The 19,498-nt window shown below is 70.7% G+C and carries 17 protein-coding genes; 10 read left to right on the plus strand and 7 right to left on the minus strand.

All coding sequences use genetic code 11. The features are described 5' to 3' along the window. Nucleotides 1-17 precede the first annotated feature (17 nt). Entirely contained in the window at nt 18-1,238 is a 1,221-nt protein-coding gene (locus tag OG718_RS30045) for a cytochrome P450 (protein WP_143640193.1), read from the plus strand. Between the two features lie 99 nt (nt 1,239-1,337). Here the strand turns inward: OG718_RS30045 and OG718_RS30050 are convergent, their stop codons facing one another. Together OG718_RS30050 and OG718_RS30055 are read right to left on the minus strand one after the other, a co-directional pair. Continuing rightward, nucleotides 1,338-2,975, minus strand: coding sequence for an ABC transporter permease (locus tag OG718_RS30050; protein ID WP_328845667.1), 1,638 nt, complete (start codon nt 2,973-2,975; stop codon nt 1,338-1,340). Further along, nucleotides 2,972-3,880, minus strand: a complete 909-nt coding sequence (locus OG718_RS30055) for an ABC transporter ATP-binding protein (protein ID WP_328845668.1) — start codon at nt 3,878-3,880, stop codon at nt 2,972-2,974. The genes OG718_RS30050 and OG718_RS30055 overlap by 4 nt, the downstream gene beginning before the upstream one ends. 104 nt (nt 3,881-3,984) lie before the next feature. On the opposite strand from OG718_RS30055, the gene OG718_RS30060 reads away from it, so the two are divergent. Beyond that, nucleotides 3,985-4,482 carry a GbsR/MarR family transcriptional regulator gene (locus OG718_RS30060; protein WP_143640199.1) on the plus strand — a complete coding sequence of 166 codons (498 nt, stop codon included), beginning with the start codon at nt 3,985-3,987 and terminating at the stop codon, nt 4,480-4,482. A gap of 120 nt (nt 4,483-4,602) precedes the next feature. Here the strand turns inward: OG718_RS30060 and OG718_RS30065 are convergent, their stop codons facing one another. Then, nucleotides 4,603-6,123, minus strand: coding sequence for an APC family permease (locus tag OG718_RS30065; RefSeq protein WP_143640201.1), 1,521 nt, complete (start codon nt 6,121-6,123; stop codon nt 4,603-4,605). A gap of 227 nt (nt 6,124-6,350) precedes the next feature. Here OG718_RS30065 and OG718_RS30070 point away from each other — a divergent pair, with 227 nt between their 5' ends. Continuing rightward, on the plus strand, nt 6,351-7,745 hold the full coding sequence (locus OG718_RS30070; RefSeq protein ID WP_328845669.1) for an ethanolamine ammonia-lyase subunit EutB: 1,395 nt from the start codon (nt 6,351-6,353) through the stop codon (nt 7,743-7,745). 35 nt (nt 7,746-7,780) lie between these two features. After that, complete coding sequence (gene eutC / locus OG718_RS30075; protein ID WP_328847857.1) at nt 7,781-8,569, plus strand: ethanolamine ammonia-lyase subunit EutC; 789 nt, start codon at nt 7,781-7,783, stop codon at nt 8,567-8,569. Nucleotides 8,570-8,826: 257 nt separating this feature from the next. On the opposite strand, the gene OG718_RS30080 is transcribed toward eutC, so the two are convergent. After that, nucleotides 8,827-9,840, minus strand: a complete 1,014-nt coding sequence (locus OG718_RS30080) for a diacylglycerol kinase (protein ID WP_328845670.1) — start codon at nt 9,838-9,840, stop codon at nt 8,827-8,829. A gap of 199 nt (nt 9,841-10,039) precedes the next feature. Between OG718_RS30080 and OG718_RS30085 the strand changes: the two genes are divergently transcribed. The 3 genes from OG718_RS30085 (at nt 10,040) to OG718_RS30095 (ending at nt 12,478) form a co-directional block, all read left to right on the plus strand. After that, nucleotides 10,040-11,323, plus strand: a complete 1,284-nt coding sequence (locus OG718_RS30085; RefSeq protein ID WP_143640206.1) for an adenylosuccinate synthase — start codon at nt 10,040-10,042, stop codon at nt 11,321-11,323. A gap of 315 nt (nt 11,324-11,638) precedes the next feature. After that, nucleotides 11,639-11,929 (plus strand): hypothetical protein, encoded by a 291-nt coding sequence (locus OG718_RS30090; RefSeq protein WP_143640208.1) that lies wholly within the window; start codon nt 11,639-11,641, stop codon nt 11,927-11,929. A gap of 123 nt (nt 11,930-12,052) precedes the next feature. Beyond that, the gene (locus tag OG718_RS30095; protein WP_328845671.1) at nt 12,053-12,478 is read left to right on the plus strand and encodes a hypothetical protein; all 426 of its coding nucleotides are present in this window, start codon (nt 12,053-12,055) and stop codon (nt 12,476-12,478) included. Nucleotides 12,479-12,505: 27 nt separating this feature from the next. On the opposite strand, the gene OG718_RS30100 is transcribed toward OG718_RS30095, so the two are convergent. From OG718_RS30100 to OG718_RS30110, 3 genes are all read right to left on the minus strand, one after another. Next, nucleotides 12,506-13,156, minus strand: a complete 651-nt coding sequence (locus tag OG718_RS30100; protein WP_143640212.1) for a hypothetical protein — start codon at nt 13,154-13,156, stop codon at nt 12,506-12,508. A gap of 408 nt (nt 13,157-13,564) precedes the next feature. Beyond that, the gene (locus OG718_RS30105) at nt 13,565-14,296 is read right to left on the minus strand and encodes a GntR family transcriptional regulator (RefSeq protein WP_143640214.1); all 732 of its coding nucleotides are present in this window, start codon (nt 14,294-14,296) and stop codon (nt 13,565-13,567) included. 100 nt (nt 14,297-14,396) lie between these two features. Continuing rightward, nucleotides 14,397-15,752 (minus strand): aspartate aminotransferase family protein, encoded by a 1,356-nt coding sequence (locus tag OG718_RS30110; RefSeq protein WP_328845673.1) that lies wholly within the window; start codon nt 15,750-15,752, stop codon nt 14,397-14,399. A gap of 223 nt (nt 15,753-15,975) precedes the next feature. Between OG718_RS30110 and OG718_RS30115 the strand changes: the two genes are divergently transcribed. From OG718_RS30115 to OG718_RS30125, 3 genes are all read left to right on the plus strand, one after another. Then, on the plus strand, nt 15,976-16,584 hold the full coding sequence (locus OG718_RS30115) for a type 1 glutamine amidotransferase family protein (protein WP_143640218.1): 609 nt from the start codon (nt 15,976-15,978) through the stop codon (nt 16,582-16,584). A 23-nt stretch (nt 16,585-16,607) separates the two neighbouring features. Beyond that, nucleotides 16,608-17,150, plus strand: a complete 543-nt coding sequence (locus tag OG718_RS30120; RefSeq protein WP_328845674.1) for a MarR family winged helix-turn-helix transcriptional regulator — start codon at nt 16,608-16,610, stop codon at nt 17,148-17,150. Nucleotides 17,151-17,228: 78 nt separating this feature from the next. After that, nucleotides 17,229-19,406, plus strand: a complete 2,178-nt coding sequence (locus OG718_RS30125; RefSeq protein WP_328845675.1) for a serine/threonine-protein kinase — start codon at nt 17,229-17,231, stop codon at nt 19,404-19,406. Nucleotides 19,407-19,498: the final 92 nt, after the last annotated feature.

Consider the following 19,498-nt stretch of genomic DNA (forward strand, 5'->3'; position numbering starts at 1 on the left):
CCGGTTAGCGTCCGTTCATGGCAGCTACCAAACCTTCGTCGGCGTTCGACCCCTGGGACCAGGCCTTCCTGGCCGACCCGTACCCCGCGTACGCCGAACTGCGTGCCCAGGGCCGGGTCCACCACTACGAGCCCACCAACCAGTGGCTGGTCCCGCACCACGCGGACGTGTCGGCGCTGCTCAGGGACCGGCGCCTGGGCCGGACGTACCAGCACCGGTTCACGCACGAGGACTTCGCCCGCACGGCACCGCCGGCCGAGCACGAGCCGTTCCACGTGCTGAACGACCACGGGATGCTCGACCTGGAGCCCCCGGACCACACCCGGATCCGGCGGCTGGTGTCGAAGGCGTTCACCCCGCGGACGGTCGAGCGGCTGCGGCCGTACGTGGACCGGCTGGCGTCCGAGCTGGTCGGCGAGCTGGTCGCGGCCGGCGGCGGTGACCTGCTGACGGTCGTCGCCGAACCTCTCCCGGTGGCGGTCATCGCGGAGATGCTGGGGATCCCGGAGTCCGAGCGGGCGCAGCTGCGGCCCTGGTCGGCGGACATCTGCGGGATGTACGAGCTGAACCCGTCGGAGGGGACGGCGGAGAAGGCGGTGCGGGCGTCGGTCGAGTTCACCGAGTTCCTGCGGGAGCTGATCGCGGTCCGGCGCAAGGAGCCGGGGGACGACCTGGTCTCGGGCCTGATCGCGGCGTACGACGAGGGGGACCGGCTCAGTGAGCAGGAGATGATCTCGACATGCGTGCTCCTGCTGAACGCGGGGCACGAGGCGACGGTGAACGCCACTGTGAACGGGTGGTGGGCGCTGTTCCGGAACCCCGGTCAGCTGGCGGCGCTCCGGGCGGACCGGGGTCTGGTGGGCACGGCGGTGGAGGAGCTGATGCGGTACGACACACCGTTGCAGCTGTTCGAGCGGTGGGTGCTCGACGAGATCGAGGTGGACGGGACGGTGATTCCCCGGGGGAGCGAGGTGGCGTTGCTTTTCGGCTCCGCCAACCACGACCCGGCGGTGTTCGCCGAGCCGGAGGCGCTGGATCTGTCCCGGCCGGAGAATCCGCACATCTCCTTCAGCGCGGGGATCCACTACTGCATCGGGGCACCGCTCGCCCGGATCGAACTGGCCGCGTCAATGGGGGCGTTGCTGGACCAGGCTCCTTCGCTCAGGCTCGCTGCCGAGCCCGAGCGGAAGCCGAACTTCGTGATCCGGGGGTTGGAGGGGCTGCTTGTCGAAGTTTGACGGGCTCGCGCCTCCCTTCAAGGGTGCGGGGAACGGCGCAGGTCTTTAGGGGCGCGGGGAACTGCGCGACCAGCCCCCCCCCCGCACCCGACCACCCCGTCAGCCCGTAGTCAGATCCCGGCGCCTCAACGCACCCAGCCCCACCCCCACCAGCGCCACCGCGATCCCCGTAAGTACCAGCACCGGTGTCCAGGTCATCTCCCCGCCCGGCAGCTTCGGGAGGTGGCCGAAGGGGGAGAGGTCCAGGAGCGTGTCCGGGAGGTCCAGGGCCGGGCCGATCCAGCCCAGGAGGAGGACCGCGCCGGCGGCGCCCCACGCACCCGGCGCCACCGTCGGGGACAGTCCGTGCAGGAGTACGGCCAGGCCGCCGATGGTCCAGATCGCGGGGAGCTGGACCAGACAGGCGCCCAGGATGGAAGGGAAGTCCTGGCCGTAGCCGAGGGCGAGACCCAGGCCGCCCACCAGCATGATCAGGGCCGCCCCGCCGAAGGCGATCAGCAGATGGCCGGAGGCCCAGCGCAGGCGGCCCACGGCGTTCGCGAGGACGGGTTCCGCACGCTGGGAGGTCTCCTCGGCGTGCAGCCGCAGCACGGACTGGACGACGTACAGCGCGGCGACCATCCCGAGCATGCCGACCATCGTGGCGAGGAACGCGTCCGTGATTCCGGACTGGCCGCCCATGCGCTCGACGATCTCGCGGGTCCGTTCGTTGTCGCCGACCAGATCCGTGGCGCCCGTGGTGATCCCGCCGAAGGCGACACCGGCGGCGAGGAAGCCCAGGCTCCAGCCGAGCACGCTGCCGCGCTGCAGCCGCCAGGCCAGTGAGCCCGCCGTACCGAGGCGGCCGGAGGCGGGGCCGGGCCTGGTCGGCAGGAAGCTCATGCCGACGTCACGGCGGCCGGCCAGGTCGTACGCGATCAGGCCCTGGAGTGCCACGGCGGCGACGAAGAGGAACAGTACCCACCACCGTTCGTCGGCGAAGGACCGCAGGTTCTCCAGCCAGCCGACGGGGGACAGCCATGTCAGCACCGACGAGCCGTCGCTCACCGACGAGTCGCCCGCCGCCCGCAGCACGAACGCCGCGCCCAGCAGCCCGCCCGTCAGCCCCTTCGCGAGCCGCGCGCTCTCCGTGAGCTGGGCGACGATCGCCGCCATCGTCGCGAAGACCATGCCGACCCCGGCCGTGCCCAGCCCGAGGGCCAGTGCGCCCGAGGAGCCCTGTCCCGCGAGGCCGCCCGTGATGATCAGCGCGAGGGCCGCGTTCGCGACGAGGGCGGCGAGGAGCGCGGCGGTCAGCGGGGCGCGGCGGCCCACCATCCCCGCCGACACCATCTCCTGGCGGCCGCTCTCCTCCTCGTCCCGGGTGTGCCGCACGACGACGAGGAGGCTCATGATCCCGGCGAACACACCCGCGTACGTACCGATGCGCCACGCCACGAGGCCGCCGAGGGAGTCGCCGAACACCGGCCCGTACATGGCGCGCAGGGAGCTGTTGGTCAGCATCTGGCGGGCCACGTCGGCGCGTTCGGCGGCCGTGGAGTAGATGCTCTCCAGCGAGCCGGGCATGGAGACCACCATCAGCCCGACAACCGCGACCCACAGCGGGATCATCACTCGGTCGCGGCGCAATGCGAGCCTCAACAGGGTCCAGGTCCCGGCCAGTTGACGGGAACCTCCCGCTCGTACGCCGAACCTCGTACCCGAAGTGCCCGAAGTGCCCGAAGCCACGGTGGTCATCGCGACACCGCCTCCGCCCGCGCGTCCTCCTGGTAGTGCCGCAGGAACAGCTCCTCCAGGGTCGGTGGCGTCGAGGTCAGGGACCGTACGCCCGACTCGGTGAGCGAGCGCAGTACGGCGTTCAGCTTGTCGCTCTCCACTTGGAGTTTGACCCTGCTGCCCTGGATGTCGACGTCATGGACGCCGGGCAGGTTCGCCAACCCGTTGGGCGGGCCCGCGAGTTCGGCGGTGACGCTCGTGCGGGTCAGATGGCGCAGCTGGGTGAGCGAGCCGCTCTCCACGGTCCGGCCCTTGCGGATGATGCTGACGCGGTCGCACAGCTCCTCCACCTCGCTGAGGATGTGCGAGGAGAGCAGGATGGTGCGGCCCCGGTCGCGTTCGTCCTCGACGCAGGACTGGAAGACCTCCTCCATGAGCGGGTCGAGGCCCGACGTCGGCTCGTCCAGGATCAGCAGGTCGACGTCCGAGGCGAAGGCGGCGACGAGGGCGACCTTCTGCCGGTTGCCCTTGGAGTAGGTGCGCCCCTTCTTGGTCGGGTCGAGTTCGAACCGCTCGATCAGGTCCGCCCGGCGCGCCTTGTCGAGTCCGCCGCGCAGCCGCCCGTACAGGTCGATGACCTCGCCGCCGGAGAGGTTGCGCCACAGGGTCACGTCGCCCGGGACGTACGCGACCCGTCGGTGCAGTTCGACCGCGTCGGTCCACGGGTCGCCGCCCAGCAGCTGGGCGGCGCCCGAGTCGGCGCGCAGGAGGCCCAGCAGGACGCGGATGGTGGTGGACTTTCCGGCGCCGTTCGGGCCGAGGAAGCCGTGGACCTCGCCGGTCTCGACGTCGAGGTCGAGACCGTCCAGGGCGTGCGTGCTGCCGAACGACTTGTGCAGTCCGGAGACGGTGATTGCCTTCGTCATGATTCCGAACGTACGCTTGCTTCAGAAATTTGTGAAGTTAAGGAAGCGTATAAATCGCGGATACACTCGACCATGGCGCGCTGAGCAGGGGAGAGGATCCAGGGATGTCGGAACCGAGTGAGGTGGGGCGGGACCCGGAGGCGGTCTCGAAGTTCGTCGAGAGCTTCGCCGCGCAACTGGTCGAGGCCGGGATGCAGCGGATGCCGGCCCGGGTGTTCGGCGCCCTGCTCGCCTCGGACTCCGGGGCGCTGTCCTCCGCCGAGATCGGTGCACAGCTCCAGGTCAGCCCCGCCGCCGTATCCGGGGCGGTGCGCTATCTCTCGCAGCAGCACATGGTCTCGCGCGAGCGGGAGCCCGGATCCCGGCGCGAGCGGTACCGGGTGCACAGCGACCAGTGGTACGAGGCGCTGACCAACCGGGACGCGGTGATCAAGCGGTGGCAGTTCGCCCTGAGCGAGGGGGTCGAAAGCCTGGGTGCCGAGACCCCGGCGGGGCGGCGGCTCGCCGAGACGCGCGCCTTCTTCCAGTTCGTCGAGGGGGAGATCGCCGAGATGATGGAGCGTTGGCGCGTCCACAAGGAGCGGGAGTTCGGCGACGGGTGAGGTCGCCAAGGGGTGGCCGTGGGTGGGGAACTGCGGGCCCGTTCGTGGCTGGTCGCGCAGTTCCCCGCGCCCCTGAAGGGGCGCCCAGTTGAAGGGGCGCCCACCAGTGACGGGGCGTTCCTAGCGCTCCTTCGTCTCCTCCAGGACCGTCCGTCCCAGCAGCGCGTACCCCTCCGGCCGTCGCCTCTTCAGGTACTGCGCGTACGCCACTCCGCCCGCGCCGATCAGCGCGACGATCCACGGGGTGGCCTTCAGGACGATCGAACCGGACTCGGGACCGGCCGCGACACCCATGTTGGACACCAGCAGCACCACCACCGCGAGCATCGCGAGGCCACCGACGAGCGGGGCGGTGAAGGTCCTGAACCAGTGCCGGGACTCGGGGTGGTTCTTGCGGAAGTAGGCCAGCACCGCGAAGGAACACACCGCCTGAACCACCAGGATGGCCATCGTGCCGAGGATGGCGAGCAGGACGTACGTACCGGTGTACGGGTCCTTGCCGGCCGCCCAGAACGCCCCGAGCAGCACCGCGCTGACGACCGTCTGGACGAGGCCCGCGACGTGCGGGGAACCGTGCTCGGGGTGGGTGCGCCCGATGGTGCGCTGCAGTGACGGCAGCACCCCCTCGCGGCCGAGGGCGTAGAGATAGCGGGCGGCGCAGTTGTGGAAGGCCATGCCGCAGGCCAGCGAGCCCGTGATCATCAGCCACTGCATGACGATGACGGCCCAGTGGCCGACGTACTGCTCGGTGGGGTTGAAGAAGAGGGCGAGCGGGTTGGAGGACGAGGCCGCCTCGACGGCCGCCGCCTCGCCGTTGCCCGTGATGGCCATCCAGGAGACGAAGACGTAGAAGACACCGACGCCGAGCACCGAGATCATCGTGGCCTTGGGGATGATCTTCTTCGGGTCGCGGGACTCCTCGCCGTACATGGCCGTCGACTCGAAGCCGACCCACGACCAGAAGGCGAAGAAGAGTCCGAGACCGGCCGATGTCCCCTGGAAGGCGTTGACCGGGTTGACCGGGCCGAAGGTGAAGCCGTCCGGGCCGCCGCCGTGCAGGGCGACGGAGATCGCCATCGCCGCGAGGATCGTGACCTCGGTGGCCAGCAGCACCACGAGCAGCTTCTCGGCGACCGACACCCCGAACCACGTGCCCATGGCGTTGATCGCGAGCATCAGGATCGCGAACGCCCACCACGGGACGTCCACCCCCGTCTGGTCGTGCAGGGTCGTCGTGGCGAAGGTCGAGAAGATACCGATCAGGGCCGGCTCGAAGACCACGTACGCGAAGGTCGCGAGGAGTCCGGAGGCGAGGCCGACGGTCCGGCCGAGGCCGAACGAGATGAAGCCGTAGAAGGCGCCCGTGGACGTGATGTGCTTCGCCATCGAGGTGAAGCCGACCGCAAAGATCGCCAGGACGACCATTGCGACGAGATAGCTCGCAGGGGCTCCGATGCCGTTTCCGGAGGAGACCATGAAGGGCACGTTGCCGGTCATCGCGGTGATCGGCGCGGCCGTGGCGACGGCCATGAAGACCACGCCCAGCAGGCCGATCGCGTTCGGCTTGAGCCGGTGGACGGTGGTGTCCTCGCCTGCCGTGCCCGCCGCCGCCTCGGGGGCTGCGCCCTCCTGTACTGCCATCGGGTGGCCCCTTTCCATGGTCGTCCGCGGTCGCCCGCTGGTCTTCACGCTCGTCTTCGGTCGACCGGAATGCTGCATGGAAAATGAGTCGTGTCGCCGGTCCGGGCGTTAAATGTTTGTCAACCAGACCTTTAGAACGCCTGTGGATCGCCGCGGCAGCGAACGTCTGCGTTAACTCTCCGTCCGGCCATGGACCCCGTGCGCCCACGCTTCGTACCGTCCCCGGCATGAGCACGTACACCTCCGCCCTCGGCGGCCGCACCCACCGCTTCGACGGCCTCGCCCGGCTGCTCGCCGCCGCGAGCCCCGAACGCTCCGGCGACCGCCTCGCCGGGCTCGCCGCCGAGTCGGCGCAGGCGCGGGTCGCGGCCCGCTGGGCGCTGGCGGACGTGCCGCTCGCGCAGTTCCTCGCCGAACCGGTGATCCCGTACGAGGACGACGACGTCACCCGGCTCATCGTGGACACCCATGACGCGGTGGCCTTCGCGCCGGTCGCCGGTCTGACCGTCGGGGAGTTCCGGGAGTGGCTGCTCTCGGACACCGCGGACGCGACGGCCCTGGCCGCGCTGGCCCCCGGTCTCACCCCCGAGATGACGGCTGCCGTCTCCAAGCTCATGGGCAACGCCGACCTGGTCGCGGTCGCCCGAAAGGTCCGGGTCGTAACGGCGTTCCGCTCCACGATCGGCCTGCCGGGCCGGCTCGCGACCCGCCTCCAGCCCAACCACCCCACCGACGACCCGGCGGGCGTCGCCGCGGCGCTCCTCGACGGACTGCTCCTCGGCTCCGGCGACGCGGTCATCGGCATCAACCCGGCGACGGACAGCCCAAAGGCAGTACGGGACCTGCTGGAACTCCTCGACGGCGTGATCCAGCGGTACGCGATCCCCACCCAGTCCTGCGTGCTCAGCCACGTCACGACGAGCATCGACCTGATGGCCGCCGGGGCGCCGGTCGACCTCGTCTTCCAGTCCATCGCCGGCACGCAGGCCGCGAACGCCTCCTTCGGCGTCACCCTCGGCCTCCTCGACGAGGCGTACGAGGCGGCGCGCGCCCTGGGCCGCGGCACGGTCGGGTCCAACGCCCTGTACTTCGAGACCGGCCAGGGCAGCGCGCTCTCCGCCGACGCGCACCACGGGGTGGACCAGCAGACGGTCGAGGCGCGCGCGTACGCGGTGGCCCGACGCTACGAACCGCTCCTCGTCAACACGGTGGTGGGCTTCATCGGCCCGGAGTACCTGTACGACGGCCGCCAGATCCTCCGCGCCGCCCTCGAGGACCACTTCTGCGGCAAGCTGCTCGGCCTGCCCATGGGCCTGGACATCTGCTACACGAACCACGCCGACGCGGACGACGACGACATCGCCACGATGCTGACCATGCTGGGCGTGGCCGGGGCGTCCTTCGTCATCTGCACGCCCGGCGGCGACGACATCATGCTCAACTACCAGTCCGCCTCCTACCACGACGCGTTGTACCTCCGTGAGGTCCTGGGGCTGCGCCCGGCACCGGAGTTCGAGGCCTGGCTCGACGGCATCGGCCTGCTGGACGAACGAGGCGGAATACGGCCCGTCGCCGGCACCGCCCACCCCCTGATGGCCATCGGCAAGGAGCTGGCAGCATGACGGACCGTCAACTGGCGGTATTGGTAAGGGCATTGATGGATGGGGCGGCTCCCGAGCCCTCGGATGCCGCGCTGTGGGCCGGGTTGCGGCAGCACACCCAGGCGCGCATCGGGCTGGGCCGAGCCGGGTCCGCCCTGCCGACCCGCCACCGCCTCGAACTGCAGGCCGCACATGCCGCGGCGCGGGACGCGGTGCACTCGCCGTTCGACCCGGACGTGGTGGCGTCGGCGCTGCCGGGTGTGCCGACGGTACGGGTCCGGAGTGCGGCTCCCGACCGGCTGACGTACCTCCAGCGACCCGACCTGGGGCGCAGGCTCGACGACATCGACCGGGCGCACCTGCCGCGCGGCGTCCACGACTCGTGTGACTCCTGGGACGTCGTCTTCGTGGTCGCGGACGGGCTGTCGAGCCGGGCCGTCCACGAGCACGCGGCGCCGGTGATCCGCGCGACGACGGCACGGCTGCCTGCCGCCTGGCGGGTCGCGCCGGTCGTCCTCGCCGAACAGGCCCGGGTGGCGCTCGGTGACGATGTCGCCCATGTGCTGGGTGCCGCCATGGTCGTCGTCCTTGTCGGCGAACGGCCCGGGATGTCGGCGGCGGACTCCCTGGGCGCGTACCTCACGTACGCCCCGAAGCCCGGCACCACGACGGACGCTGACCGCAACTGCCTCTCCAACATCCGGCCTCCGCTGGGCCTGTCCTACGACACGGCCGCCGCCAAGCTGACATCCCTGCTGACCCGAGCGCGGGAGCTGCGCCGCACGGGGGTGTCCTTGAAGGACGACTCGGACGACGGGGTGGTGGGGTTGCCGGCGGCGGGGTAAGGGTTTTTCTCGCCCCCGCCGCCCCTACCCGTTCCCGTCCCTTCTGGGGGCTGCGCCCCCAGACCCCCGCTCATCGGCCTGAACGGCCTCGTCCTCAAACGCCGGACGGGCTGAGTGTGTCGGCCCGGGCCGCAATGTAGTCAGCCCCTCCGGCGTTTGAGGAGCGGGGGTTCGGGGGCTGGCCCCCGAGTAGTGACGGGAATGGGTAGGGGCGGCGGGGGCGAAGAAGGCCCCACCGCCCCCCCCGGTCACCCCGGTCACCCCGGCAACGTAAGCCCCCACGCCCCCTCCCGCACCGTCCACGTCCGCGTCCGCACCGGCCCCCCGACCACCGCATCCGCCCGATAGCGGAAGTCCGACCCCGACACGGTGATCGTCCGAGCCACGGCCTCCAGCAGAGCGGCCTCCGCACCCACCGAAGCGGGCCGCACCTCGACACGCGCACCCCCGCCGACCCCGCCCGGTATGACGGAGACGGACTCCAGCGGCTGGTCGAGGTCGACGAGGGTCACCCCGTCGACCTCGATCCGCAACCGCGTCGGCCCGGTCACCGCAGGGGCCGGCACCCGGGCGGGCCGGGCCGCGAGGGTCCGTACGAGGGACTGGCAGGTGCGAAGCCAGTGATGGTGATGCCCGCCCCCGTCCTCCGAAGCACTTCCGGAGCCGGAGCCGGAGCCGGAACCGAACCCGAACCCCAATCCCAACCGCGAGCCGCCCCCGGACCCAGAACCAGCCCCATTCCCATTCTCCTTCTCAGCACCCCCACCAGCCCTCAAACCCCCGCCCGAGCCCACCCCCACTCCCGTCCCGGCCGCCGCCCCCCACCTGCCCCCCGCCAACGGCGGAATCCGCAGCGCCCCCAGCACCACCCCATCGCTGTCGTCCACCAGGAGATCGAGCCGCCGCTCGGTCCCGTCGAGCACGGCCCGGGCCGCCGCGACGGCCCCTATGGGCACGCCAAGCGCCCGCGCGAGCGACAGCGCCCCGCCGCCCACGCCCACCGGCACGAGGGACAGTGCACATCCGGCCAGCTCCCGCCGACGGTACAAAACGGAAACCGCGCGCAAAAGCGCCCGGTCGTCCCCGATCACGACAGGCCGTCGTGACCCTCTCCGGGCGAGTGCCCGATCGAATTCCTCGGGCCCGTCAGGAAGGCACACTTTCGTCGTCGCACCCGCGCTGAGCACGTCTTTTGCGATCCGTACCGCCTCACCGTCACCGTGACGGGCGACCGGGTCGATGACCACAAGGAGCTGGTCGGAAGTCGACACCTCGGTCCTGCCTCGCTTCCTCGGGTAGCATCTTTGTGCAAGAGCCCCTTGCGCTATTGCGCCAGGGGCTTCGTCTATTCCGGGGCATCCGGTCCGACGGTCGCGGCCAAAGGTGGTCGCCGGCGTACGCAGCCGTACCAGAACCAGCCGCGTACGTCCCCGACCTTGGACATGCCCCGCCCGGAAGGGGTGTACGCGCGTGCCCGCACTTGTGCTGCTCGGTGCTCAGTGGGGTGACGAAGGCAAGGGAAAGGCCACCGACCTGCTCGGTGGTTCCGTGGACTATGTGGTGCGCTACCAGGGCGGCAACAACGCCGGCCATACGGTAGTCGTGGGCGATCAGAAGTACGCCCTCCACCTCCTCCCTTCCGGAATCCTCTCGCCGGGGTGTACTCCGGTCATCGGCAACGGAGTCGTCGTCGACCCGTCGGTCCTGTTCTCCGAGCTGAACGGACTGAACGAGCGAGGCGTCGACACCTCCAAACTCCTCATCAGCGGAAACGCGCACATCATCACGCCGTACAACGTGACGGTGGACAAGGTGACGGAACGCTTCCTCGGGAAGCGGAAGATCGGCACGACCGGCCGTGGTATCGGCCCGACGTACGCGGACAAGATCAACCGCGTCGGCATCCGCGTCCAGGACCTGTACGACGAGTCGATCCTGATGCAGAAGGTCGAGGCGGCCCTCGACGGCAAGAACCAGCTCCTCACCAAGGTCTTCAACCGACGCGCCATCGAGTCGGAGCAGGTCGTCGAGGAACTGCTGACGTACGCGGAGAAGCTGCGCCCGTACGTCGCCGACACGGTCCTCGTGCTCAACAAGGCGCTCGAAGAGGACAAGGTGGTCCTGTTCGAGGGCGGCCAGGGCACGCTGCTGGACATCGACCACGGCACGTATCCCTTCGTGACGTCCAGCAACCCGACCGCCGGTGGCGCCTGCACCGGCTCGGGTGTGGGTCCGACGAAGATCAGCCGGGTCATCGGCATCCTGAAGGCGTACACGACCCGAGTCGGCGCGGGCCCGTTCCCCACGGAGCTCTTCGACGAGGACGGCGAGGCGCTGCGCCGCATCGGCCACGAGCGCGGTGTGACCACCGGCCGTGACCGTCGCTGCGGCTGGTTCGACGCGGTCATCGCGCGTTACGCGACGCGCGTCAACGGCCTGACGGACTTCTTCCTGACGAAGCTGGACGTCCTGACCGGCTGGGAGGAGATCCCGGTCTGCGTGGCGTACGAGATCGACGGCAAGCGCGTCGAGGAACTCCCGTACTCCCAGACCGACTTCCACCACGCGAAGCCGATCTACGAGACCCTGCCGGGCTGGTCGGAGGACATCACGAAGGCCAAGACCTTCGCGGACCTCCCGAAGAACGCGCAGGACTACGTCAAGGCCCTGGAGGAGATGTCCGGCGCCCCGATCTCCGCAATCGGCGTCGGCCCGGGCCGCGACGAGACGATCGAGATCAACTCGTTCATCTAGTACGCGACCGGCGCGCGACGAGTAGGCACCTCAAGTGCGCGCCTGCGGTACGTGATGACGCCGTGCCCCTGGTGGCCCCTCGACGGGCTGCCGGGGCACGGCGTTCCCGTTTCCCGTTCCCGCTCCCGTCTTCAACGGGCAGACAAGGCTGCCGAGTTGGCGATGCCGCCCCGGCGTCGACGGCAGGCCCGCGCGCACGACGCTGCCGCGCACCCCACTCCCCCCACCCCACACGCAAGAGTGGGCGTACCTCGCATAGCGGGCATACGCTGAGAGTGCAAACGTGCGTGCGTCGATCAGAAGAAGGTGAGCGCGATGCGCGTCATGCTCAAGGCCACTCTGGACACGGAGAAGTCGAACGAAGCGATCCGCAGCGGCAAGATGCCGGAGCTGATCAAGGAGATCCTGGACCATCTCAAGCCCGAGGCGGCGTACTTCGCGCCCTTGGGCGGCCGGCGTACCTGCCTCCTGTTCTTCGACATGAAGGACAGTTCCGAACTGCCTCCTGTGGGCGAGCCGTTCCTCACCCAGTTCAACGCCGAGGTCGAGGTCTGCCCGATCATGAACGGCGAGGACCTCCAGAAGGGCCTGTCCGAGCTGCGCTGACCGCCGGGACATCCGTGGTGTAGCCCGCTACACCACGGACTCGGGGGGCCGGTCCCTCGTGGCGGCGCGTGCGCGACGGAATCGTGGACGGCATCACAAGCCGATCCAGGAAGGGCCCATTCCATGGCCTCGAACCGTCGCCCCGCACGCCGTACCGTCACCGTCGTCACCACCCTGGCAGCCGTCACGCTGGCCGCCGGGCTGCTCACCGGATGCGAGGACGACGACCTCGACAACTCGCTGAGCTGCCTCAGGAACGCCGACACGATCGCCGACAGCCTCAAGGCGATCCACGAGGCAGGTGCGGACGCGGTGAAGGATCCCACGCGGACCGACGCGTCCATCGACACCATCGAGAAGAACCTCGACAGGATCAACGACAGGACGGACGGCGACAGGACCGACGACGACAAGGTCGGCAAGGCGGTCGACGACCTCAACGACGCCATCAAGGACTACAACAAGGCCGTCCTGGACGGCGACACCAGCCCGGACTCCGGCCGGATCGACGCCGCCGCCGACGAACTGACCGACGTCTGCACATCCTGACGCACCCGAACGGCCGGGCTGACCGGGCTAGCTGAAGATGATCATCGATCCTTGCGCCAGGCTCCGCGTCGCCGCCGCGTGGAGCCCCAGCCACACATGCCGTTCGCGGGCGAACGGGCTCGAGTCGAAGGGCGCGGGCGCGGCCGGCTCCTCCAGCTCGGTGGGTGCCATGGGGGGCTGCGGCGCGACGGGCGGTACAGCGGGGTCGATGCCGATCGTCGGGGCGACGAACTCCAGCTCACGCAGCAGGGCCTGGGACGAGCCCAGAGGGCCCCCGCCCGCGAGGAGTTCGTCGCTCGACAGCGGGTGCGGGAAGTCCACCGGCACGTACGCGCCCGCGTGGTCGTAGTGCCAGACCAGGTGGGACTGCTGAGCCGTCGCGTCGAACATCTCCAGCAACTGCTCGTAGTCGCCGCCCAGTTCGTCGACCGGCGTCACCGCGAGCCCGCACACCTGCAACAGGTACGCGCGGCGCAGGAAGTGCAGCGCGTCGTAGTCGAAGCCCGCGACCGGTGCCACATCGCCGGAGAGGCCCGGCATGTAGGCGTAGACCGGCACCGGCGGAAGTCCGGCCTCGCCCAGAACCTTGTCGTAGAGCGCGAGTTCCTCGGCGAATGGGTTGTCGGGGGTGTGGCACAACACGTCGACGAGCGGGACCAGCCACAGGTCACAGGCCAACAGAGAGCTCCTCGCGTAGCACGGTGGTCAAGAAAGCGTAATGGGTGCAAGCGCGGTCGGGCCCCGCCGTGAACGTCGAATACCCCACACCTGACGGCCCCACCCCCACCCCCACACCCACCGCTTCCGCCCCGGACCCAGCCCCACAGCTTCAGCTCGGCAGCCCCAGTCCGGACCCGCAGCCGAAATACGCACGGGAGCGGGCCGTGCCGGTACGTCGAAAGCCCGCCGCGTACGGCTCCTCCAGGAAACGGAACCCTAAAAACCAACAGCCGTATACCCGGAGGCGGCGGGCTCGACGTACCGGCACGGCCCGCGCCCCGACCTCCGGCCCCGGCCCTCCCGGCCCCGGCCCCCGGCCCCCGGCCCCGGCCCAGATCCTCGACCCACCCCGGGATCCTCGCGGGCCTAGTCGGCGACCAACTGCTCGATCAGCGCCAGCGAGTGCGCGTCGTACGCGGTCACGATCGCGTGTGCGGTCGGGGCGTCGCGTTCGGTGAGGGCGTCCACGAGGGCCGTGTGCTCGGCCCACAGACGGCCGCGCAGGTCGTCGACCCGGCGCAGGTGCTGGACCGCGCAGACCCAGGACTGGACACGCAGCCGGTGCAGGAAGTCGGCGAGATAGGGGTTGCCGAACAGCCCGCTGAGCTCGCGCCAGAAGCGCAGGTCGTAGCCGATGAGGATGTTGAGGTCACCGGCGGAGGCCGCCCGCTGGGCCTCCTCGCCGCGCCGCCGCACCCCGGCGAGCGCGGCACCGGTGCGCGGGTCGTCGATCCGCGTGGCGAGCGCGGCGCGGGCGCCCCGGGTGGTGGTGGCCTCCCCGTCGAGCAGCCCGCGGAAGATGCTGTCCGTGACCAGGCTGCGGGCCTCGATCATGCCCCGGTAGTCGTTCAGCGAGTACTCGTGGACGCTGAAGCCGCGGTGCTGGTCCGCGTCCAGCAGGCCCTGGGCCGACAGATCGACCAGGGCCTCGCGGACGGGGGTCGCGGAGACGCCGTACTGCTCGGCGATCTCCTTGACCGTGAACTCCTGGCCCGGCTTGAGGCGTCCGGCCAGCACCTCGTCGCGGAGCGCGTCCGCGATCTGCTGCCGCAGGGTGCTGCGGGTGACGGCGCCATTGCCGCTGCCGGTGCGGGGCATCGTCCGTTCCTTCCCCGATCGGATAAGTACTCGCTCATGTCTACGAGCCAGTCACCTTACGCGTTCGGGAAAGGGCCATCCGGACCACACCGGTCCTGCGCTACACCGTGTGCTCGTCGGCCACCGAGAGCGCCTCGTCGAGCGCGGCCAGACCCTCCTTGGCCTCGGCCTCCGTGATGTTGCACGGGGGAACGACATGGGTGCGGTTCATGTTGATGAAGGGCCACAGTCCGTGCGCCTTCGCCGCGGCACCGAACGCCGCCATGGGCGCGTTCGCCGTACCGGACGCGTTGTACGGCACCAGCGGCTCCCGCGTCTCCCTGTCCCGTACGAGTTCCAGGGCCCAGAAGACGCCCGTGCCGCGGACCTCGCCGACGCTCGGGTGGCGTTCGGCCAGCTCGCGCAGCCCGGGACCGAGCACGGCCGCGCCGATCCGGGTGGCCTGGCCGAGGATGTCCTCCTCCTCCATCACGTTGAGGGTCGCGACGGCGGCGGCACAGGCGAGAGGGTGCCCGGAGTAGGTGAGTCCGCCGGGGTAGGGGCGCTTCGCGAAGGTCTCGGCGATGGCGGGGGAGATGGCAACACCGCCCAGCGGCACGTACCCGGAGTTCACACCCTTCGCGAACGTCATCAGGTCCGGCACGACCCCGTAGTGGTCCGCGGCGAACCAGTGCCCGGTCCTTCCGAAGCCCGCCATGACCTCGTCCAGGACGAAGACGATCCCGTACTCGTCGCAGAGCGAGCGGACGCCCTCCAGATATCCCGGCGGCGGCATCATGATCCCGGCCGTGCCCGGAATCGTCTCCAGGATGATCGCCGCGATGGTGGCGGGGCCCTCGAAGACGATCGTGTCCTCCAGGTGCTGGAGCGCGCGCTCGCACTCCTGCTGCTCGGTCTCCGCGTGGAAGGGCGAGCGGTACAGGAACGGCGCCCAGAAGTGCACGACCCCGGCCGCCCCGCTGTCGTTCGGCCAGCGGCGCGGGTCACCGGTGAGGTTGATCGCGGCGGCGGTCGCGCCGTGGTACGAGCGGTAGGCGGAGAGCACCTTCGGGCGGCCGGTGTGCAGCCTGGCCATGCGCGTGGCGTTCTCGACGGCCTCGGCGCCACCGTTGGTGAAGAAGATCTTGTCCAGATCCCCCGGTGTCCGCTCGGCGATCAGCCGGGCCGCCTCCGACCGGGCCTCGACGGCGAAGGCCGGCGCGAACGTCGTCATGCTCGCGGCCTGCTCCTGGATCGCGGCGACGACCTTCGGGTGCTGGTAGCCGATGTTCGTGAAGACGAGCCCGCTGGTGAAGTCCAGATACCGCTTGCCGTCGTAGTCCCAGAAGTACGCCCCCTCCGCACCGGCGACGGCGAGCGGGTCGATGAGCTCCTGCGCTGACCAGGAGTGGAACACATGCGCACGGTCCGCGGCCTTCACGGCGGCGCCGGCCTGGGGATTGGGCTGAGGGGTCATGCGGCCGAGCGTAGGTGTCCGGGGCGAGGGCGCGACATCGGCGTCCTGTCTGTGGTGCGGCCGGGAACGCGACAGGTTGTCGTGTGTAGGGACGCCCGCCCCGATCCCACCGCAGTCCCGCCGACGGTCGGGGGAAACTATTGACAGCATCCTGTCGTGATGACAGCATACTTACATAAGCACCACGCAGGACCGTACCGAGCAGCACGACCGAGGAGGAACCATGAACGGCATCCGCAAGCCCGTACACCTCGCCGTCTACGACACGCTCGCCGACTGGGAGACCGGCCACACGACCGCGTACCTCGCGAGGGGCGGCTACGAGATCCGGACGGTCGGAGCGTCTCTCGCCCCCGTGAGGTCCGTCGGCGGGCTGCGGATCCAGCCCGACGTCGCGCTCGACGATCTGCGGCCCGAGGACAGCTCGCTGCTGATCCTGCCGGGGGCCGATCTGTGGGACACGAGCGACGACCTCGCCCCCTTCGCCCGCAAGGCGCGGGAGTTCCTGGAGGCCGACGTGCCCGTCGCCGCGATCTGCGGGGGCACGGCAGGCCTCGCCCGCGAGGGACTCCTCGACGACCGGGCCCACACCAGTGCCGTCTCCTTCTACCTGGCGGCCACGGGGTACAAGGGCGGCGAGCGGTACGTCGACACCGACGCCGTCACGGACGGCAAGCTGATCACCGCCGGGCCCACCGAGCCCGTCGCGTTCGCGCGGGAGGTGTTCGGACTGCTCGGGGTGTACGAGGGAGAGGTGCTCGACGCCTGGTACCGGCTGTTCCACGACTCGGACGCGGAGGCGTACGCGGTGCTTGAGGCGGCCGGCCAGTGACGGAGACGGGCAGGACAGGCAACATGGGTGAAGCGAGTGGGGCGGAGGACAGGGAGCGGCAGGACCTGTTCAGCCGGAGCGCGCTCGGTGTCTTCCGGCTGAACGGCCAATTCCTGGGTGTGGCAGAGGAGTTGGCCAAGCCGGCCGGGCTCACGGCGGCCTGGTGGCAGGTGCTCGGGGCGGTACTGAAGGAGCCGCTGCCCGTCTCCGGGATCGCCCGAGTCATGGGCATCACCCGGCAGAGCGTGCAGCGGATCGCCGATCTGCTGGTCGAGCGGGGCCTCGCGGAATACGTGCCCAATCCCGCCCACCGCCGCGCCAAGCTCCTCCGCCCGACGGAGGAGGGCCTCGCGGCCGTCCGGCGGATCACCCCCGGCCACGCGGCCTTCGCGGACCGCCTCGCGCAGACCCTCGGCGAGGCCGGACTGGCCGAGACCGTACGGGTGCTGGAGCGCCTGATCGGCGCGATGGAGACGGTCACAGAAGGGGGAGCGGGCCCTCGAACGGGCACGGAGTCGGGTGTGCGAACCGTGACAGAAACGGCATCCGCTGTTACGGAACCGTAGACACCGCTCCGGCCACCTCCCCGTTCGGCCGCACTATCCTCGGGCTGTCGCACAAGTACGGGGGAGGGCGGCATACCGATGGAGAAGCTCGGGCCTGCCGATCCGCAGCGGATCGGCGCGTACAGACTGCTGGCGCGGCTCGGTGCCGGCGGCATGGGGCAGGTGTTCCTGGCGCGTTCCGACCGGGGGCGGACGGTCGCGGTCAAGCTCGTACGCCAGGAACTCGCCGAGCAGGAGGAGTTCCGCGCGCGTTTCCGCCAGGAGGTGCGGGCCGCCCGGCGGGTGGGCGGGTACTGGACGGCACCGGTCCTCGACGCGGACACGGAGGCGGCGATCCCCTGGGTCGCCACGGGCTATGTGGCGGGGCCCTCGCTCGAAGCGGTCGTCGGGCACGACCACGGCGCGCTCCCGGAGCGTTCCGTACGGATCCTCGCGGCCGGCCTCGCGCACGCGCTCAAGGACATCCACGCGGCGGAGCTGATCCACCGCGACCTCAAGCCGTCGAACGTCCTCGTCACGATCGACGGCCCGCGCGTCATCGACTTCGGTATCGCACGCGCCCTGGAGACGGTGACCGACGGCGGCCTCACGCGCACCGGCGCGCTCGTCGGCTCGCCCGGTTTCATGGCCCCCGAGCAGGTCCGCGGCGACCGCATCACGCCCGCGTGCGACGTCTTCTGCCTGGGCTCGGTCCTGTCGTACGCGGCCACGGGCGACCTGCCGTTCGGTACGGCCAACAGCGGCGTGCACGCCCTGATGTTCCGCATCGCCCAGGAGGAGCCGGACCTGGAGGGCGTCCCGGAGGGCATCGCCGACCTCGTCCGCCAGTGCCTGCGCAAGGACCCCGCCTCCCGACCGAGCCTCGACGACATCCTGGAGCGCACGGGTGCGGAGGACACCGTCATGGACGGCCGCAGCCGTGACCCCTGGCTGCCGGGGATGCTCGTGGCCCAACTGGGGCGGCACGCGGTGCAGTTGTTGGACACGGAGGATCCGGAGAGTCCGGAAGGCTCGGAGAGTCCGGAGGGTTCGGAGGGTTCGAAGGAGGGCGCGGGTACTGCCGAGGGGTCGGAAGTCTCCCGCCCCCGCCGCCCCTACCCGTCCCTTCCCTCTGGGGCCCCGCCCCAGGCCCCGTCGGGGGCCGGCCCCCGAACCCCCGCTCCTCAAACGCCGGAGGGGCTGATTTCAGCCCGTCCGGCGTTTGAGGACGAGGCCGTTCAGGCCGACAGCGGGGGTCTGGGGGCGGCACCCCTCAGGGGCGGGAAGGGCAAGGGCGGCGGGGGCGAAGAACCTCCGGTCCCCCCGGCCGCCGCACCCACTCCGAGTCCCACCCCCATCCCTGAAGCCTCCCCCGAACACGCCCCCACCCCACCCCCGCCCGGCTCCCCGGGAGCCGCCCCCTTCGACCACCTCCCCACCATGACCACGGGCCTGCCCGGAACACCCCCACCGACCACCCCGCCGGGAGGTCCGCCGGGAGGCCCACCCCCCGTCCACCCCGCCTACGGCTACCCCCAGCAACACCCCCAGCCCGCCGGCTACGGCTACCCGCACTACCAACAGCAACCCGCCGGCTACCCACCCCCTCCTGGCTCGACCCCTCCCTACGGCCCAACGCCCCCCTACGGCCCAACACCCCCGTACGGACCGGGAGTCGCCCCGAACCCCGGCCCGCCGCCGGAAGGAGGCGGCCGCTCCACCGCGGTCCTGATCATCGTCGCGCTGATCGTCGCGCTGGGCGCGGGCGCATCCGTGTACGCGCTGATGAAGGGCGACGGAGACAACCGCGCGGGCGGCGACCCCACCAAGTCCCCGACGGCGGACGCGCCCACGACCCCGGGCCAGGTCACCGAGGGCCCCACACAGCCCCCGACCACACCGGAGGAGACACCGACGGACGGCGCGATCCCCGTCAAGTACCTCGGCACGTGGACCGCGTCCATCGACAACGCCACGGGCCACAACACCCGCGAACTCACCATCCAGCAGGGCGAGGTGGGCGACACGGTCCTCTCGCTCACCGCGGACGGTCCGGCCGGCAGCGGCACGTACCACTGTGTGTTCCGGGCGGAGCTCTCCGAGGCCCCGAGCGCCGGCGGGCCGCTCCGGATCGGCGCGTCCGAGGTCACCGTCGGTCAGCCGGCCACGTCCTGCAGCCCGGGCGGGGCAACGGAGTTGACCGTCCTCCCCGACGGCCGCCTCCGCAGGGTGAACACGAGCAACGGTGACGAACTGACGTACACGAAGCAGGGCTGAACCGGCAGTTGGAGGGAGCAGCGGGAGGGGGCGGCCCAACCGCCTCTGAACAGCGCCTGAACTTCGGCTTTCGTCACCGGAATACCCCGCTC

Origin of the sequence: Streptomyces sp. NBC_00258 (genome assembly GCF_036182465.1) — a bacterium.
Lineage (GTDB): Bacteria > Actinomycetota > Actinomycetes > Streptomycetales > Streptomycetaceae > Streptomyces.

Bases quoted from the DNA above. Each gene is read 5' to 3' on its own strand.
- eutC (WP_328847857.1), top strand. From the start codon at position 7,781: ATGGATGGGGCGGCTCCCGAGCCCTCGGATGCCGCGCTGTGGGCCGGG.
- OG718_RS30090 (WP_143640208.1), top strand. From the start codon at position 11,639: ATGCGCGTCATGCTCAAGGCCACTCTGGACACGGAGAAGTCGAACGAA.
- OG718_RS30115 (WP_143640218.1), top strand. From the start codon at position 15,976: ATGAACGGCATCCGCAAGCCCGTACACCTCGCCGTCTACGACACGCTC.
- OG718_RS30060 (WP_143640199.1), top strand. From the start codon at position 3,985: ATGTCGGAACCGAGTGAGGTGGGGCGGGACCCGGAGGCGGTCTCGAAG.
- OG718_RS30055 (WP_328845668.1), bottom strand. From the start codon at position 3,880: ATGACGAAGGCAATCACCGTCTCCGGACTGCACAAGTCGTTCGGCAGC.
- OG718_RS30070 (WP_328845669.1), top strand. From the start codon at position 6,351: ATGAGCACGTACACCTCCGCCCTCGGCGGCCGCACCCACCGCTTCGAC.
- OG718_RS30065 (WP_143640201.1), bottom strand. From the start codon at position 6,123: ATGGCAGTACAGGAGGGCGCAGCCCCCGAGGCGGCGGCGGGCACGGCA.
- OG718_RS30050 (WP_328845667.1), bottom strand. From the start codon at position 2,975: ATGACCACCGTGGCTTCGGGCACTTCGGGCACTTCGGGTACGAGGTTC.
- OG718_RS30120 (WP_328845674.1), top strand. From the start codon at position 16,608: ATGGGTGAAGCGAGTGGGGCGGAGGACAGGGAGCGGCAGGACCTGTTC.
- OG718_RS30045 (WP_143640193.1), top strand. From the start codon at position 18: ATGGCAGCTACCAAACCTTCGTCGGCGTTCGACCCCTGGGACCAGGCC.
- OG718_RS30110 (WP_328845673.1), bottom strand. From the start codon at position 15,752: ATGACCCCTCAGCCCAATCCCCAGGCCGGCGCCGCCGTGAAGGCCGCG.
- OG718_RS30095 (WP_328845671.1), top strand. From the start codon at position 12,053: ATGGCCTCGAACCGTCGCCCCGCACGCCGTACCGTCACCGTCGTCACC.
- OG718_RS30105 (WP_143640214.1), bottom strand. From the start codon at position 14,296: ATGCCCCGCACCGGCAGCGGCAATGGCGCCGTCACCCGCAGCACCCTG.
- OG718_RS30125 (WP_328845675.1), top strand. From the start codon at position 17,229: ATGGAGAAGCTCGGGCCTGCCGATCCGCAGCGGATCGGCGCGTACAGA.